At 66.1% G+C, this 16397-nt stretch carries 13 protein-coding genes; 2 read left to right on the top strand and 11 right to left on the bottom strand.

Annotated elements, in window-relative coordinates:
• Positions 1-3: 3 nt before the first annotated feature.
• Together argS and ACH0BU_RS11440 are read right to left on the bottom strand one after the other, a co-directional pair.
• Positions 4-1728, bottom strand: coding sequence for an arginine--tRNA ligase (argS, locus tag ACH0BU_RS11435; protein ID WP_296221772.1), 1725 nt, complete (start codon positions 1726-1728; stop codon positions 4-6).
• Positions 1725-1907 (bottom strand): hypothetical protein, encoded by a 183-nt coding sequence (locus ACH0BU_RS11440; RefSeq protein ID WP_296221775.1) that lies wholly within the window; start codon positions 1905-1907, stop codon positions 1725-1727. The genes argS and ACH0BU_RS11440 overlap by 4 nt, the downstream gene beginning before the upstream one ends.
• On the opposite strand from ACH0BU_RS11440, the gene ACH0BU_RS11445 reads away from it, so the two are divergent.
• Positions 1906-2184: a hypothetical protein gene (locus ACH0BU_RS11445; protein ID WP_052742609.1), complete on the top strand. Its 279-nt coding sequence runs from the start codon at positions 1906-1908 to the stop codon at positions 2182-2184. The two genes, ACH0BU_RS11440 and ACH0BU_RS11445, sit on opposite strands and share 2 nt — an antisense overlap.
• A gap of 105 nt (positions 2185-2289) precedes the next feature.
• On the opposite strand, the gene ACH0BU_RS11450 is transcribed toward ACH0BU_RS11445, so the two are convergent.
• From ACH0BU_RS11450 to ACH0BU_RS11470, 5 genes are read right to left on the bottom strand one after another with little or no spacing between them, the layout of a single operon-like run.
• Entirely contained in the window at positions 2290-3069 is a 780-nt protein-coding gene (locus tag ACH0BU_RS11450) for a metallophosphoesterase family protein (protein ID WP_296221783.1), read from the bottom strand.
• Between the two features lie 60 nt (positions 3070-3129).
• Positions 3130-3384 carry a hypothetical protein gene (locus ACH0BU_RS11455; protein ID WP_046410975.1) on the bottom strand — a complete coding sequence of 85 codons (255 nt, stop codon included), beginning with the start codon at positions 3382-3384 and terminating at the stop codon, positions 3130-3132.
• A 60-nt stretch (positions 3385-3444) separates the two neighbouring features.
• Positions 3445-5001, bottom strand: a complete 1557-nt coding sequence (locus tag ACH0BU_RS11460) for an efflux transporter outer membrane subunit (protein WP_500264031.1) — start codon at positions 4999-5001, stop codon at positions 3445-3447.
• A 5-nt stretch (positions 5002-5006) separates the two neighbouring features.
• Positions 5007-8216 carry an efflux RND transporter permease subunit gene (locus ACH0BU_RS11465; RefSeq protein ID WP_046410979.1) on the bottom strand — a complete coding sequence of 1070 codons (3210 nt, stop codon included), beginning with the start codon at positions 8214-8216 and terminating at the stop codon, positions 5007-5009.
• A 6-nt stretch (positions 8217-8222) separates the two neighbouring features.
• Positions 8223-9518, bottom strand: coding sequence for an efflux RND transporter periplasmic adaptor subunit (locus tag ACH0BU_RS11470; RefSeq protein ID WP_164518928.1), 1296 nt, complete (start codon positions 9516-9518; stop codon positions 8223-8225).
• Between the two features lie 154 nt (positions 9519-9672).
• On the opposite strand from ACH0BU_RS11470, the gene ACH0BU_RS11475 reads away from it, so the two are divergent.
• Positions 9673-10272 carry a TetR/AcrR family transcriptional regulator gene (locus tag ACH0BU_RS11475; protein ID WP_500264032.1) on the top strand — a complete coding sequence of 200 codons (600 nt, stop codon included), beginning with the start codon at positions 9673-9675 and terminating at the stop codon, positions 10270-10272.
• Between the two features lie 9 nt (positions 10273-10281).
• On the opposite strand, the gene ACH0BU_RS11480 is transcribed toward ACH0BU_RS11475, so the two are convergent.
• From ACH0BU_RS11480 to otsB, 4 genes are read right to left on the bottom strand one after another with little or no spacing between them, the layout of a single operon-like run.
• A complete protein-coding gene (locus ACH0BU_RS11480; RefSeq protein WP_296219193.1) occupies positions 10282-12330 on the bottom strand; it encodes a TonB-dependent receptor in 2049 nt (682 codons plus the stop codon).
• Positions 12331-12381: 51 nt separating this feature from the next.
• Complete coding sequence (locus ACH0BU_RS11485) at positions 12382-13779, bottom strand: alpha,alpha-trehalose-phosphate synthase (UDP-forming) (RefSeq protein ID WP_314470248.1); 1398 nt, start codon at positions 13777-13779, stop codon at positions 12382-12384.
• Positions 13776-15572, bottom strand: a complete 1797-nt coding sequence (locus ACH0BU_RS11490) for a glycoside hydrolase family 15 protein (RefSeq protein WP_046410985.1) — start codon at positions 15570-15572, stop codon at positions 13776-13778. The genes ACH0BU_RS11485 and ACH0BU_RS11490 overlap by 4 nt, the downstream gene beginning before the upstream one ends.
• On the bottom strand, positions 15569-16312 hold the full coding sequence (gene otsB / locus ACH0BU_RS11495; protein WP_046410987.1) for a trehalose-phosphatase: 744 nt from the start codon (positions 16310-16312) through the stop codon (positions 15569-15571). The genes ACH0BU_RS11490 and otsB overlap by 4 nt, the downstream gene beginning before the upstream one ends.
• Positions 16313-16397: the final 85 nt, after the last annotated feature.

Genomic DNA, 16397 nt, shown 5'->3' on the forward strand with positions numbered 1-16397 from the left:
GAATCACATCTCCGAGACTGCCTCCACGCCCATGATGGAGAGACCGTTGCGGATAATTTGTCCGACGCCTTCCGCCAAGAACAGACGCGCCGCCGTCATCGCCGGGTCGTCGGGCAGCAGGAAGCGGCGGTCGGGCCGATCGTTGCCGACATTCCATAGCGCGTGAAATGCCGCTGCCAAGTCATACAGGTAGAAGGCAATTCGATGCGGCTCACGTGCCGCAGCGGCCGTTTCCACCGCGCGCGGGAATTGCGCCGCCAGCTGCACCAGCGCCAGTTCCTCCGTATCAAGCCGGGACACGTCGGGATGGGACAGGTCGAGCCCCGCTTCGGCTGCACGACGCCGCAGCGAGGCGACGCGCGCATGGGCGTATTGGACATAGAAGACAGGATTATCCTTCGACGCCTCCACCACCTTGGCAAAGTCAAAGTCCATCTGCGCGTCGGAGCGGCGAGTCAGCATGGTGAAGCGGACGACGTCCTTGCCGACTTCGCGCACCACGTCCGCCAGCGTGACGAAGTTGCCGGCGCGCTTGGACATCTTCACCGGCTCGCCGCCGCGCAGCAGGCGCACCATCTGCACCAGCTTCACGTCGAAGCGGGTGCGCCCCTCGGTCAGCGCCGCGACCGCTGCCTGGATGCGCTTCACGGTACCGGCGTGGTCCGCGCCCCAGATGTCGATCAGCGCATCCGCCGTCTGCGCCTTTTGGAAGTGATAGGCGAGGTCGGCGCCGAAATAGGTCCACTGGCCGTTCGACTTCTTGATCGGGCGGTCCTGATCGTCGCCGAACAGCGTGGAGCGGAACAGCGGCAGCTCGACCGGCTCCCAATCCTCAGGTGTCTCTCCCTTGGGCGCTTCCAGCGTGCCGTCGTAGACGAGGTCGCGGGCGCGCAGCCACGCCTCGGCCGCCTCAGGCTTGCCTTGCGCCTGAAGCTCAGCCTCCGACGAGAATACGTCGTGGTGGATCCCGAGCAGCGCCAGATCGGCCTTGATCAGCACCAGCATGGCGTCGACCGCGCGGGTGCGGAACAGGGGCAGCCAGTCAGCCGCGGGCGCAGTCGCGTAGCGATCACCGAATTCCTGGGCGAGCTGCTGGCCCACGGGGACCAGATAGTCGCCAGGGTAAAGGCCTTCGGGAATCGCGCCAACATCCTCGCCCAGCGCCTCACGGTAACGCAGGTGTGCGGAACGGGCGAGCACGTCGACCTGGCCGCCGGCATCGTTGACATAATATTCGCGGATCACGCGGTTGCCGGCAAACTCCAACAGCGACGCCAGGGCGTCCCCTACCACGGCGCCGCGGCAGTGGCCCATGTGCATCGGGCCGGTCGGGTTCGCCGAGACATATTCGATGTTGACGGTCGTGCCTTGCCCGGCGGTGGAACGACCATAGTCAGCGCCACGATCATGGATCGCGGCAAGTTCCGCCCGCCAGCTGTCATCGACCAGTCGGAGGTTGATGAAGCCGGGGCCGGCGATCTCGACCGCGGCAACCTCATCGAGCTGCTGCAATGCAGCGCCGATCTTCTCAGCCAGTGCGCGCGGGTTCGTCTTTGCCGCCTTGGCCAGCACCATCGCCGCATTGGTGGCGAGATCACCATGGGCGGGGTCACGCGGCGGCTCCACCGTCACCGCGCGGCGCTCGATCCCCGACGGCAGGTCGCCAGCTGCCTCGAGCGCATCGAGGGCAGCGTCAACGTAAGCGGCGAAACGGGAATAGAGCGTCATGGCAACCAATCGTGTTCGTGAAGACGCGCGCGATAGACCAATGCGACGAGCGCGACAAATCCGCCAGCGATTGCATCCGCTGCAACTGTATTTTCGACTTTTGCGCTTTGGTTGGTGCGGCGCAGCATATATTGTGCACTTGCGAAAAGATTTGGTTTCAAACCGAGGAATCCTACCATGCGCAAGCTCATCATGACCGCCGCTTTCCTCACTGCAATGGCGCCGTTTGCTGCGCAGGCGCAGGACGAGAAGAGCTTCCAGCACGAAAATCAGACCTACGTCTACAAGACCAGCGAAGGCCGCGAAGGCGCGACCGTGATCACCGGCCGTCGCGTCGGCGGTGACCGTTTCCGCCTGGTCGTCGAGGGCGAGAAGGTCCGTGGCAACGTCGGCGGCACGCCGGTCGCTTTCCGCGCGCCGCAGGGCGGTGCGGTGTCGGTGCTGACCGCGAACTGATCCACTCGGGGGGCCAAGCCCCTCCGCAGATGATCAAAGGGCCGCTGGCGCTGAGATGGCGCCGGCGGCCTTTTTCATGGCCGCTGCCCGGCGGTGGGCCGCCCTCTAGCGCAGGGCGCCGCTTTTGGCGGTGACGCTGATCGGGTGCTTGGGTTCTGGCGAGAGGGTCCGGGCCAGGGTCTCAAACCGGCCATCGGCGATCCTGATCTCGTTGAACGCCGGCGGTGACGAGCGCAGCCGTTTTGACAATGTTCCCGCGCCGATCATCCGTACCGTCCAGTCGCCAAATGTCACTGGCTTGTCGAAGGGATCATGCACATGGCCCGACAGGACGGCATGGGTGCCGGCCTCCGCCAGCGCCTTCAGTGCCTCGTCACCATTGCGTGTCTTGGCGGTGCCGCGCGTCCCTCCTTCGATCAGGGGATGGTGACCAGCGACGAAGATGAGGTTGCCTCGCGGCGCCGCGGCGATCAGGTCCAGCGTATTGTTCAGCGCGTCGCGGCTGACATGCCCCTTTGACCAGTTGAGCCGCAATTGCGCGCGGGCCGTCGTCTTGAGCGGCACGATCGTGATGCCGGGCAGGTCGAGGGTCTTTTCGATCATGCGTTCCGCCGCACCATAGCGCTTGTACGGACTGAACAGCCGGCGCAACGGATCCCAATAATAGGGCAAATCATGGTTGCCGACCTCGATCGTCACCGGGACGCCGAGCGACATCAGCCACTTTCCACCGGCGTCGAATTCGCGGGTGCGGGCGCGCATGGTCAGGTCGCCCGTCATGATCACCGCATCGGGCGACTCGTCGGCAACGCATTGCGCGAACCAGTCGAGCGCAGCGGGATCCTCAGCACCGAAGTGCACATCGCTTACGTGGAAAAGCTTCATCGACATGCCAACGCGCTGCCCGCGATTCGGTTCGCGGGCAAGCGCCTAGCGTGTCGCAGGTCAGCTGCGTCGGTGCTTCCCGCCGTAATGCGGGCCGATATAGCTGGCGATCTTCGCCATCTCCTGCGCGGCGCTGCGCGCGGCCTCGGCGCAACAGGGGATCGGATCGCGCTCTGCCTGGCTCGCGCGCATCGCCACCCGATCGGTCAGCGTTTCGATATCCGCGCGGGTCAGCACGTTTTTCTCCCGGAGCAAGCAAAGCAGGCTTTGCAGGATCACCAGGGATTCTTCGCCCGCGCGCTCTTGTGGCGTCATTGGCTCTCTCCTCTTCCTAAGTACGGGAGAGTAACAAAAACGTTCCGAGAGGCAAGGCGGTTAGTTTAATCCACCACCCAGCGACCGGTAGAGTTCCACAAGATTGCTTCCGCGCGCCAGACGCGTCGTCACCAATTGCTGTTGTGCAGCATAAGCGGTGCGCTGTGCGTCGAGCGCCACGAGGAAGGAATCCACGCCTGCCCGGTAGCGCGCGTCGGACAGGCGGGCCGCCACCGAGGCTGCCTCCGCCCGCGCCGTCTGCGCGGCGACCTGCTCCTCGATCGTGCCGCGCTGCGCGAGCGCATCGGACACTTCGCGGAACGCGGTCTGGATTGCGCGTTCGTAGGTGGCGACCGCCACCTGCTGCGACGCCTTGGCATAGTCGAGATTGGCGGCGTTGCGACCGCCGTCGAACAGCGGCAGTGCGACCGACGGCGCGGCATTGTAGGTGAAGCTGCCGCCGCCGAACAAACCCGACAGCGCGGTAGAGATCGTCCCGATCGTCGCGGTGAGCGAGATACGCGGGAAGAATGCCGCGCGCGCCGCGCCAATGTTGGCGTTCTCGGCAATCAGCTGATGCTCCGCCTGGAGCACGTCAGGACGGCGCAGCAGCACTTCCGAGGACAGATTGCCGGGCAGCGCATCGCGGGTCACCGGTGCGTTGCCGAGTTCGGTCGGCAGCTGGTCCGCGGGCACGGTGGCGCCGACGAGGAGGTTCAGCGCATTCTGATCGCGGGCAACCTGAGTCTGCAGCGCCGCAATGTCATTGCGCGCGGCCTGGTAATTGGTCTCCGCCTGCCGCGCCTCCAGCTCGGACGCGACGCCGATACGGAACTGCGCGCGGGTGAGCTCCAGCGATTGTTCGAACGCCTTCAGCGTCTCGCGGCTGATGCGCAGCTGTTCCTGGTCCGCCGCCATGGTCAGCCAGGCATTGGCGATTTCGGCGATGAGGCTGATCCGCGCGGTGCGCTGCGCCTCTTCGGAAGCGAAATATTGCTCCAGCGCGGCGCGCGAGAGGTTGCGGACGCGACCGAAGAGATCGAGCTCGAACTGCGAGAAGCCGGCGTTGACCGAGTAGAACTCAAGGTTCGACGAGGCCGAGCCGATCCCGCCGCCAACCGCGCCAGCCCCTGCCCCGGCGCCAACACCCGTGCCGCCGCCAACACCGCCGGTGCCGGTGCCAGACCCGGTGCCAGTGCCCGTGCCAGTGCCCGTGCCGCCGCCGGCCATTCCGCCAGCGCCGAGCCCGCCGCCGGCCGCGCCGAAGACGTTGTTGGTGTAGGTGCCCGAACCGGAAATGGTGGTGTTCGGCACCTGGCTGGCACGCTGGACGCGATATTGCGCCCGCGCCTGCAACACGTTGCCGGCGGCAATCCGCAGGTCACGATTGTTGGCAAGGCCGGTATCGATCACTTGCCGAAGCCGCGGATCGAGGAAGAAATCGCGCCAGCCCACCTGGGTGATGTCCGGCGCATCGGTCGCGGCGCGTGGATAGATCCCGCCTTGCGGCAGGGTTTCCGGGGCGGCGCCGACCGGGCGGACATATTTGGGCGCGAGGTTGCAGCCCGACAGGGTGGTGGCGACGGCGAGCGCCGCCAGGAGGGAACGGGACTTCATCTGGATCATGCTCCCTGCGGCGTCGGGCCACGATCGCGCCCTGCGTCGCCATCGTCCCCGTCGTCACGCAACGGTTCGTAGTTGTTGACGTTCTGATCCCCCTCATCGTCCTTGCCGTGGCCGAACAGCCGCGAGACGACCACGAAGAAGGTCGGAACCAGGAAGATCGCCAGCACCGTCGCGGAGAACATGCCGCCCACCACCGACCGGCCAATTGCATTCTGACCACCGGCACCCGCGCCGGTCGAGATCGCCAGCGGCAGCACGCCGAAGATGAAGGCCAGGCTGGTCATCAGGATCGGACGCAGGCGTAGTCGCGCAGCCTCCACCGCCGCGTCGAACGGCTTCATCCCTTCCGCGATACGTTCCTCCGCGAACTCCACGATCAGGATCGCGTTTTTCGCCGCCACACCAATCGTGGTGATGAGGCCGACCTGAAGGTAGATGTCGTTGTTCAGCCCGGTCAGCGTCGCCGCCAGGAGCGCACCGATCACGCCCAAGGGGACCACCAGCATCACCGCGATCGGCACCGACCAGCTTTCGTACAATGCCGCGAGGCACAGGAAGACGATCAGCAGCGACAAGGCATAGAGTGCCGGTGCCTGGCCACCAGACAGCCGTTCCTCGAACGACAGCCCGGTCCACTCCAGCGCGGTGCCGGGTGGGAGCTTGGCCTGAATTTCCTCCATTGCCTCCATCGCGGCACCGGTGCTGACGCCCGGCGCCGGCGAACCCTGCAACTGCATCGCGGGCTGGCCATTGTAGCGAGTCAGCGACACCGGCGCGTTGGTCCAGCTCACCGTCGAGAAGGAGGTGAACGGCACCATCTGGCCCTGGTCGTTGCGGACGTAGAAGTCGGCAATATCCTCCGGCCGGACGCGATAGGGCGTGTCCGCCTGGACGTAGACGCGCTTCACGCGGCCGCGGTCGATGAAGTCGTTGACGTAGGAGCCGCCCCACGCCGTCGCCAGCGTCGAATTGACCGTCGCCAGATCGAGCCCCAGCGCGCGCGCCTTGTCCTGATCGATATCGACCTTCAGCTGGGGCGCGTCCTCCAGGCTGAGCGGGCGAACCTGTGCGATCAGCTTGTCCTGCATCGCCATGCCCAGCACCATGTTGCGCAGCTGAGTCAGCTTTTCATGGCCGATCCCACCCGTGTCGACGAGCTGGAGGTCGAAGCCGGTGGCATTGCCCAGCTCCTGCACCGCGGGCGGCACCAGCGCGAAGATCATGCCGTCCTCGTACTTCGAGAATACACCCATGGACTTGGCGGCGATGGTCTGCGCCTTGTTGTCGATCCCCGGCCGTTCATCCCACGGCTTCAGGCTGATGAAGGCGAGACCCGCATTCTGCCCCTGCCCTGCGAAGCTGAAGCCGTTGATGGTGAAGACGGACTGCACACCCGGCTGCTCGAGGAAATAATTCCGAACGAGGTCGAGACCCTTGTCGGTGCGCGCGGTCGTGGCGCCCGCGGGCCCCTGCACCAGCGCGATGACCGTGCCCTGATCCTCATCGGGCAAGAAGGCGCTGGGCAGCCGGGCGAACAGCAGCACCATGCCACCGACGATCAGCAGATAGACGAGCATCGACCGCTTCCAGCTGCGCGCGGTCTTCTTCACGCCCCGCTCGTACTTGACCGTCCCCTTCTCGAAGGTGCGGTTGAACCAGCGGAAGAAGCGGGCGAAGATCCCGTTGCCTTCGTGCTTGGTCGGATCGTGCGGCTTCAGGATGGTGGCGCACAGTGCCGGTGTCAGGATCAACGCGACCAGCACCGATAGGATCATCGCCGAGACGATGGTGATCGAGAACTGGCGATAGATGACGCCCGTGGAACCGCCGAAGAACGCCATCGGCAGGAACACCGCCGACAGCACCATGCCGATGCCGATCAGCGCGCCCGAGATTTCGTCCATCGACTTGCGCGCGGCGTCCTTCGGGCTGAGCCCCTCGTCGACGATCAGACGCTCGACGTTCTCGACCACGACGATGGCGTCGTCGACCAATAGCCCGATGGCCAGCACCATGCCGAACAAGGTCAGCGTATTGATGGTGAAGCCCGCCACCTGCATGATCGCGAACGTGCCGAGCAGCACGACCGGCACCGCGATCGTCGGGATCAGCGTGGCGCGCCAGTTCTGCAGGAACAGGAACATCACCAGGAAGACGAGGACCACTGCCTCGACCAGCGTGTGGATGACCTGTTCCACCGACAGGCGGACGAACGGCGTGGTATCGAACGGGTAGACGACCTTGACGTCGGCCGGGAAACCCTTGGCGATCGATTCCACTTCGGCCTTCACCGCGTCGACGGTGTCGAGCGCGTTGGCACCCGCGGCAAGACGGACGCCGAAGCCCGAGGCGGGCTTGCCGTTGAACTTGGTATCGAAGCCGTAATTCTCGGCGCCAAGCTCAACCCGAGCCACGTCGGCCAACCGAACAACCGCGCCATTTTCCGTCGTCTTCAGGCGGATCTGACCGAATTGCTCCGGCGTCTGGAGGCGTGACTGGACCGAGACGGTCGCGTTCAGCATCTGCTCCTTGGGAGCGGGCTGAGCACCGATCTGGCCGGCCGAGACCTGGGCATTCTGCGCCCGCACGGCATTGGTCACATCGGCGATGGTGAGCTGATAGTTGTTCAGCTTCAGCGGATCGATCCAGATGCGCATCGCATATTGCGAGCCGAAGATCTGAAGCTCGCCCACGCCGTTCACGCGGCTGACCGGGTCCTGCAGCCGCGACACGACCATGTCCGACAGGTCAGTGATCGAGTGCGAGCCGTCTTCCGAATACAGGCCGACGATGACGAGGAAGCTGGCGGCGGACTTCTGAACCTGAATGCCCTGTTGCTGCACTTCCTGAGGCAGCAGCGGGGTCGCCGCCTGCAATTTGTTCTGAACCTGCACCTGCGCGATGTCAGGATCGGTGCCCTGTTCGAACGTCAGCGTGATCGTGAGCACGCCCGATGAGGAGGACGAGGACGAAAAATAGCGCAGGTTATCGATGCCGCGCAGCTGCTGCTCGATAATCTGCGTGGTCGTGCGTTCCAGCGTGGTCGCATCCGCGCCCGGATAGGTCGCGGTAATCGACACCGTGGGTGGCGCGATCTCCGGGAACTGCGCGACGGGAAGGCTGCGGATGGCGATGACGCCAGCCAGCATCAGGACGATCGCGATCACCCATGCGAAGATGGGTCGATCGATGAAATAGCGTGCCATGTAGGGTTACTTCGCCTGAGCCTGGCCGTTGGGCTGCGCCTGGGGTTGGCCAGCCTGGGCCGGTTGTCCCTGCCCCTGCCCCTGCCCCTGCGGCTGCCCTTGTGGTTGCCCCTTGCCTTGCGGCTGACCGGGCGCGCCAGGGGCACCCGTGCCAGCGGGCGCCGCATTCGGGTTCCACGGCTTGGGCGAGACGGGCATGCCCGGACGCAGCATGCCGCCGCCACCTTCCACGATGACACGATCCCCAGGCTTCAGCCCGGCGGTTACCAGCCAGTCCTCGCCAATCGTGCGATCGGTGGTGAGGATCCGCGGTTCGACCTTGTTGTCCCGTCCGACCACCATCGCAGTGGCCTGGCCGCTTTCGTTGCGCTGCACGGCGCGCTGCGGCACCAGGATGCCGTTGCGCTCCGTCCCCTCGACCAGTTCGGCGCGGACGTACATGCCCGGCAGCAGCAGGCCGCGCGGGTTCTGGAAGATCGCTCGGATCGTCTGCGTTCCGGTGGTCGGATCGACGGTGACGTCGGTAAACTGCAGCTTGCCCTCGATCGGGTAAAGCGAGCCATCCTCGAGCCGCAAGCGAACGCGCGCGGCGCCGCCGCCGCGGGACAGCTCGCCAGCCGCGATCGACTGACGCAGGCGCAGGAGGTCGGCGCTCGATTGCGGCACATCGACATAGATCGGATCGAGGCGCTGGATGGTGGTCAACGGATTGGTCTGGCCCGAGGTCACCAACGCGCCGGTGGTCGACTGCGCGCGACCGATCCGGCCGGAGATCGGCGCGCGGACCGTGGTGCGCTCAAGATCGATCTGTGCGGAGCGCAAGGCCGCCTGCTGCGCCGCGACGTCGGCCTGCGCCTGCTGTGCAGACGTGATCGCATTGTCATATTCCTGGCGCGAGATCGCGTTGATCTTCACCAGTTCGCCATAGCGACGCTGCAGCGCCGCGCTGGAGGCGATGGCGGCGCGGGCTCGCGCGAGCGACGCCCGCGCGCTGGCGACCGCGGCGAGATAGGGCTGCTGATCGATGCGGAAGAGCGGCTGGCCGCGACGAACCGAATCGCCCTCCGTGAACAGGCGCTCAACGATCAGGCCATTAACCTGCGGGCGCACTTCGGAGGTTTCAAACGCGGCCGTGCGGCCCGGCAAGGTCGTTGTCAGCGTCACAGCCTGCGGCTGGACGGTGATGACCGATACCTGAGGGGGTCCCGCCTGCTGTTGCTGCTGACCCTGATCGTTCTGCCCACCACAGGCGGACACCGACGCCAGCAGCAGGGCTGATAGCGCGACCCTCTTGAATGCCATATCGTTCTCTGAAATAAAGTGAGTGATCGTTCACTCACGTTTGCTGCTACTGCGAACTGGAAAACGCGTCAAGTCGAGGAGAGAGGTCATCGAACAATGTGGCGCAGCCCTCCCCGGCTTGCGCATCGGGCGGGCAAACGCACGGCGCGAGAAATTGATCCAGGCGGCACGTGAAGCCTTTGCGGCGACCGGGTTCCACGGCACGGGCATGGCGCAGATCGCGCAGACGTCGGGAATTGCCGTCGGGCAGATCTACTGCGATTTCGCCAACAAGGAAGCGATCGTGGCGGAGATCGTCGCGCGCGATCTGGAAGACTTTCTGTCGGAACGTGGCTTGTGCGCCGCGGGCGCCACGGGTGATCCCGCCGTGGTGCGCGCGTGGATCGGTCAGTTCGTTGCGTGCGAGAACCCCGAGGGGGGACGACTCGTGGCGGAGATCATGGCCGAGGCATCGCGCAACGAGCGGATTGCCGAAATCGTTCGCGCGGTGCGGGAGCGGATGCGCAGCGAGCTGACGTCTGCCTTGTGCCTGCTTGTGCCGGCATCGGTGTCGTCGAGCCGGTTCATCCAGGTGGCGGAAATGATCCAGACGATTGCTGCCGGCGTTTTCCAGCGACGCGTGACCGAGCAGGATCAGCCCAGCCCGGACGTGATCCGCGCGTTGATGACGTGCATCAACGCGGCCATCGACGGACTGCAGCACGACGCGGGCGCCAGCGAAACGGACGCCAGCGCCGAAGCCGCCCTTTCGTGACGGGCGCGCCTAGCCGCTGAAGCGCACGCCGATCCACAAGGTGCGCGGCGTCGCACGTTCAATCACATCGGCGCCGCTGACGCCCGCTTCGACCAGCGCATCGAACAGGTTTTCGCCCCGCGCCTCGATCGCAAGCCCTCGCGTCACCGGCACCGACAGATACGCGTCGAGCGTCGTTGCGGGGGCAAGCACGCGGGCGTTCTGATCGTCCTCGAACTGGCCGGACATGTGGCGCAGCGTCGCCGACGCGGTCCAAGCGCCCTGACGCCAGCCGAGCGTGCCCGACAACTGATCGCGCGGCGTCTGCGCCGGGCGCAGGCCGTCGAGCGGCGCGGCGGCACCTGATGCTTCCACCCGCGGATCGACATGGCTCCACGAGGCGATGGCGAACACCGGCCCCGCCTGCCAGCGCGCGTCCAGCTCAAGCCCCTTGGAGCGGATCGCGTCCAGGTTCTGCCGCACGCGATAGGCGCCGTTGACGAAGCCGACGCCCGGGAAGGTGCCCGGCCCCTGCCCCGCGGTCACATTGGCGATGGCATTGTCCAGCCGGTTCCAGAACACGGTGGCGGACAGCGTCAGATTGGCCAGGGGCGCCAGCGTCACGCCGCCGTCGACGCCGCTCAGCCGCTCGGGCGCGAGATCCGGGTTGGCGGCGGTGGCATCGGCGCCGACCCGGAACGGGCGGTACAATTCGTTGAGCGTCGGCAAGCGCCAGCCGCGATAGCCGCTCACCCGCAAAATGACGGCCTCCACCGGCGCGAAGGCGAGACCGGCGCGACCGGTCCATTCGGTGCCGTCGCGCTCCGGAAAGCGGCTGGCCGTCAAGGGCACGCCGGTCGCCAGCGTATATTCGTCAAGCTGCCCGTCGGCGATGCGCCAGCGATCGAGGCGCCCGCCCAGGGTGAGCGTCCAGCGTCCTGCCTCCACGCTGCCGTCGGCGAAGATGCCGGTCGTCCTGCTGCTGCCGCCGGCGATGCGCCGCCGCGTGGGCGCACCGCCGACATAGGTGTAATTTTCCTGGGTGCGCCCGGTCACGTCGCGCACGTCGATGCCCAGGCGCAGGTCGCGGCCCGCACCGACGGGCGGCACGATCTCGAACCGCGCGCCGATACCGGTGGCAGGGGTGTTATACTGGTCGAGCGTCTGGCTGGCGCTGACCCGGCCTGCGGAGACACTGGCGAATTGCGACGCGAAGGAGCGGGTCTGGAGATAGGCCAGCGCCGAATAGCCCCACGCCCCGCGCCCGACGATGCGCAGGCTGGCGTCAGCCCCCTCGCTGCGATTGGCAGTGAAGGCGGTGCCGCGTTCGCGATGATCGGTGAAGCCGCTGACATTGGCCTGAAGCTCGGTATCGGGCGCCACGCGGATGACCCCGCGCAGCGCCGCCGATGCTTGTTCGTAAGGCGCGGGCCGGTCGGCCGGACCGCCATCTGCCGCGACCACCGGGATGAAGCCGTCGCCACGCGCATAGGCGGCCGAGACGGTGGCAAAGCCCGGTCCCGACAGAAACGTGCCCGACGCCTGTGCATCGAGCGAATCGCGACTGCCATAGGCAAGGCTGCCGAGCAGCGTCGGGCGATCGCGCGGGTCAGCGCTTTCCAGTTCGACCGTGCCAGCAAGCGCGCCGGGGCCGAAATAGCCGCTCCCCCCGCCGCGGGTGACACGGATGCGGCCGATCCGATCGGTGGCATAGGCCGGAAATGGCACCCATCCGCCGAACGGATCTGCCTGCGGCACGCCATCGAGCACCAGCAACGCGCGGCTGGACGCGTTGCCGCCGATCCCGCGCAGCGAAATGCCCTGGCTGGTCGGATTGGCCGAGCGCGAGTCCGAGCGGCGAAACTGCTGCAGCCCCGCGACATCAGCGAGAACGCTTTCCAGCCGATCGCTGGCATTGGCGCTGATCCGCTGCGCGTCGATCGTGACTACGTCTGCGGTACGGTCGCCGGGACGGTCGTCGAGCCCGCGGCCAGTGACGACGATGTCGGGACCCGCCTGGGCGTGGGCCGCAGTGGGCAATAGGATCAGGACGAGGGCAGCGCTGGCGCGAGAGGTCATGCGCCGCCTATGGGTTGCCACGCCCCCTTCGTGCAAGCGGCGCAAGCGCGGTCAGAGCTCCAGCGCCACCTCTGCCACCCGCTCCGTCGACGCCAGCACCTCGGTGAAGCGCTTGCGCCACCAGATCACGTCCTCGTCGACGACATTGTCGAACATCGGACGCCAGCGCGCGATCCGCTCGTCACGCGGCATGTTCAGCGCATGCTCGATTGCGTCCGCCATCTCGTCGGGGCTGTAGGGGTTGATCAGCAATGCCCCGGTAAGCTGCGCCGCGGCGCCAGCGAAGCGGGACAGGATCAGCACGCCGGGATCCTCGGGATCCTGCGCCGCCACAAACTCCTTCGCGACAAGGTTCATGCCGTCGCGAAGCGGGGTGACCAGCCCGATCTTGGCGGCGCGATAGACACCCGCGAGCACGCCGCGCGGCAGCCCGCGGTTGACGTAGCGCAACGGCACCCAGTCGATTTCCGCATGCGCCCCGTTGATGCGGCCGGACAGCGCGTCGAGTGTTGCGCGAATGTCCTGATAGCTCTGCACGCTGGCACGCGACGGAGGCGCGATCTGGAGCATCGTGACCTGGGCATGGGCGTCGGGGCGGGTATCGAGGAAGCGAAGATAACCGTTGAACCGTTCCTCCAGCCCCTTGGAATAATCCAGCCGGTCGACGCCGACGATCAGGCGACGGCCGCTCAGGCTTTCGACGACGCGGTTCTGGGTCGTCACCGCCTCATTGCTCTGCGCGCTGGCGATGAATTCGCGCGCGTCGATGCCGATCGGACAGGCGATCGCCCGGATCGTGCGGCCGCCGACGGTGACGCGGTCATCATCCTCGATCGTGCCGCCCATCTCCCGGACGACATAATCGTGGAACGTCTCCAGCCATTCGCGCGTGTGGAAGCCGACCAGGTCATAGGCGAACAGCGCCTCCACCAACCGCCGATGCTCGGGCAGGGCATGCAGCAGGTCGGTCGGCGGCCAGGGGATGTGCAGAAAGAAACCTAGGCGATTGGTGATGCCCTGCTGGCGCAGCAGCCAGCCGAGCGGGATCATGTGGTAATCGTGAACCCAGATCAGGTCATCGGGCTCGATATGTGGGCTGATCACTTCGGCGAACAGCCGGTTCACCCGTTCGTAGCCGCCTTGGAAATCGCGTTCGAACTCGGTCAGGCCGAGGCGATAGTGGAACAGTGGCCAGAGCGTGCGGTTCGCATAGCCGTCGTAATATTCCTCCACGTCCTGTTCCGGCAGATCGATCGTGGCGGAGGTCACCCCATCGAACGTCTCGAACTTCAGCTCACCCGTCTCGCCCGTCTCCCCCGACCAACCGAACCATATGCCGTCCGCCTCGCGCAGCGCGGCGGTCAGGGCGACCGCCAATCCTCCTTGTGCGCTTGGCTGTTGCGGGGTTGGTGCAGAAACGCGGTTGGAGATGACGATCAGACGGCTCAACGTATGGCACTCCAGGGTTTACTGAGCAGGACGGCGCAATTGATCACGCCGACGAGCGAGTAGGTCTGGGGATAATTGCCCCACAATTCACCGGTATTCGGGTCGATATCCTCCGACAACAGACCGGCGGGGGTGCACCGCGCCAGCATTTCTTCAAACAATTCACGCGCATCCGCGTCACGGCCGGTGAAATGAAGCGCCTCGATCAGCCAGAAGGTGCAGACGTTGAACGCGGTGTGCGGCAGGCCGAAATCATCCTCCGTCGCGTAGCGCAGCATGTACGATCCGCGGCGCAAGCCTCCCTCCACCGCCTCCAGCGTCGTCCGGAAACGGGGGTCGTCGGGCGAGAGGAAGCGGAGGTCGAGCAGCTGCAGCAGGCTGGCATCGAGGTCGTCGCCGCCGAAGGTCGCCGACATGCGCTGCGTGTCGGGGCGCCAGGCCGCTTCCTCGATCCGCGCGCGCATCGTCTCTGCCCGCTCGCGCCAGAAATCGGCGCGGTCGTCGAGCTTCAGCGCCTCTGCGGCATTGGCGAGCCGGTCGCATGCCGCCCAGCACATCGCCGCCGAATAGGTGTGCACATGGCTCTTGGTGCGCAATTCCCACAGGCCCGCGTCAGGCTGATCGAACTTCTGCCAGGCACGCTCGCCGATCGGCTCCAGCGCCTCGAAATCCTCGCGCCCGGCGACGCGCAACAGGCGATGATCGAAGAAGGCTTGCGCGTTAGAAAGGACGATCTGGCCATAGGCATCATGCTGGATCTGCTCATAGGCCTGGTTGCCGACGCGCACCGGCCCCATGCCGCGATAGCCCGACAGCGCCGGCGCCTCCCACTCGATCAGGGTCGCCTCCCCGCCGACGCCGTAGAGCGGCTGGATGTGGCCATCCTTGGCGTTGTCGACGATGTTGCGCAGATATTCGAGATACCCTTCGAGCACATCGAGCGCCCCCAGCCGGTTGAGCGCCTGGACGGTATAGTAAGCGTCGCGGACCCAGCAGTAGCGATAGTCCCAGTTCCGCTGGGAATCTGCATGTTCGGGGATCGACGTGGTCAGCGCGGCGACGATCGCGCCGGTTTCCTCATGCTGGCACAGCTTCAGCGTGATGGCGGAGCGGATCACCGCCTCCTGCCATTCATAGGGCGTCGCGAGCCCGCGTACCCAATGCCGCCATTCCTCGATCGTTCGCTCGAGCATATTGTCGAGCGCGGCGTGAAGATCGTCGGAAAAGCTTTCGTCCGGGCCGAGGAAGAAGTGCAGCGGACGCTCCACGCGAAACATCCGCTCATCCTCGATCCAGCCGACCGGCGCCGTGGTCGACAGGCGAAGCACGCTGTCGTCCAGCAGGTAGCGGATATGGTTGGACCCACGCGTCGTCGTGGCCCGCACGGAGCCCCAGGTCACGGCGGGGCGCAAGCGAACGCGGATGCGCGGGCTGCCCGCGACGGGCCGCACAATGCGGGCGAACGCCACCGGGCGGTAGCGCCTGCCATTACGGGTGAAGCGCGGGCAGAAATCGATCACCTCGATCGCATTGCCGTCCTCATCCTCGTGCCGCGTGACCAGAATGGGCGTGTTGCGCAGATAGGATTGCGTCGTCGTGCGGCAGCGATCGATGTCGATCTCCCAAAAGCCGAACGCATCGTCACCGGCCTTGGGATTGTCATCAAGCAGCGAGCAGAAAGCCGGGTCGCCATCGACGCGCGGGGTGCAGCCCCACACGAAGCGGCCGGCGCGGTCCACCAGCGCGGATACCTGGCAATTGCCGATCGGCCACAGATCCATCGTCGCGGTCATGCCGCCTTCTCCAACCAGGCGCGCACGGCGGCCACATCATCCAGGCGGAACTGCGCCGCCGTCTCACGCGGAGCGCCGACCAGCACGCCGACACCGCCGCGCTCGGCGACGAGCGCCAAGCCGGATTCGTCGGTCACGTCATCACCCGCGAACACTGGCATGTGCCCGGCAAACGGCTCATGCCGCAGCAGCGCATCTATTCCGGTGCCCTTGTCGTGGCCGCCGACGCGCAGTTCGACCATCATCTTGCCGGTCTGCAAAACCAGCCCGTCCCGATCAGCATATTGTTCGGCGAGCCGCCGCGCGGCTACGCCATGCTCCGGTGCCATGCGATAATGAACGGCAACGCCCAGCGATTTCACCTCGACCACAACCCCCTCTTCGCCCGCGAACGCCGCGGAGAATGCCCGCTCGGCCTCGACCAGCGCGGGCGGACGATCCGGCGCGATGTTCCGGCCTCCCAGCCGCAGTTCGGCGCCATGACTGCCCACCACCGCGATTTCCGCGGCAGCATCACCCAGGAACCCCTCGATCTGCGCCACTGATCGTCCACTGACTAAGGCGAAACGGCCGGCAAAGGTTCCAGCGAGCTGGTGAAGAAGATCAATTAGCCCGGTATCGACCACGATCGCGTCGGGCCGATCCACCAGATCGACCAAAGTGCCGTCGAAATCGAGAAGGAGACAATGGCCGCTCGCACGAAGGGGCGGCGGCGGGGGAAGCGACGCAACTGGGCTCATGGCCGACGCTCTAGCGTGCGCGCCCGCGTTCGTCAGCGTCCGATGCTGGCGCCATCCCGCCAAGTCTGTCATCAGCGGCAAAAGA

Source organism: Sphingomonas olei (assembly GCF_045369765.1).
Taxonomy (GTDB): domain Bacteria; phylum Pseudomonadota; class Alphaproteobacteria; order Sphingomonadales; family Sphingomonadaceae; genus Sphingomonas; species Sphingomonas panaciterrae.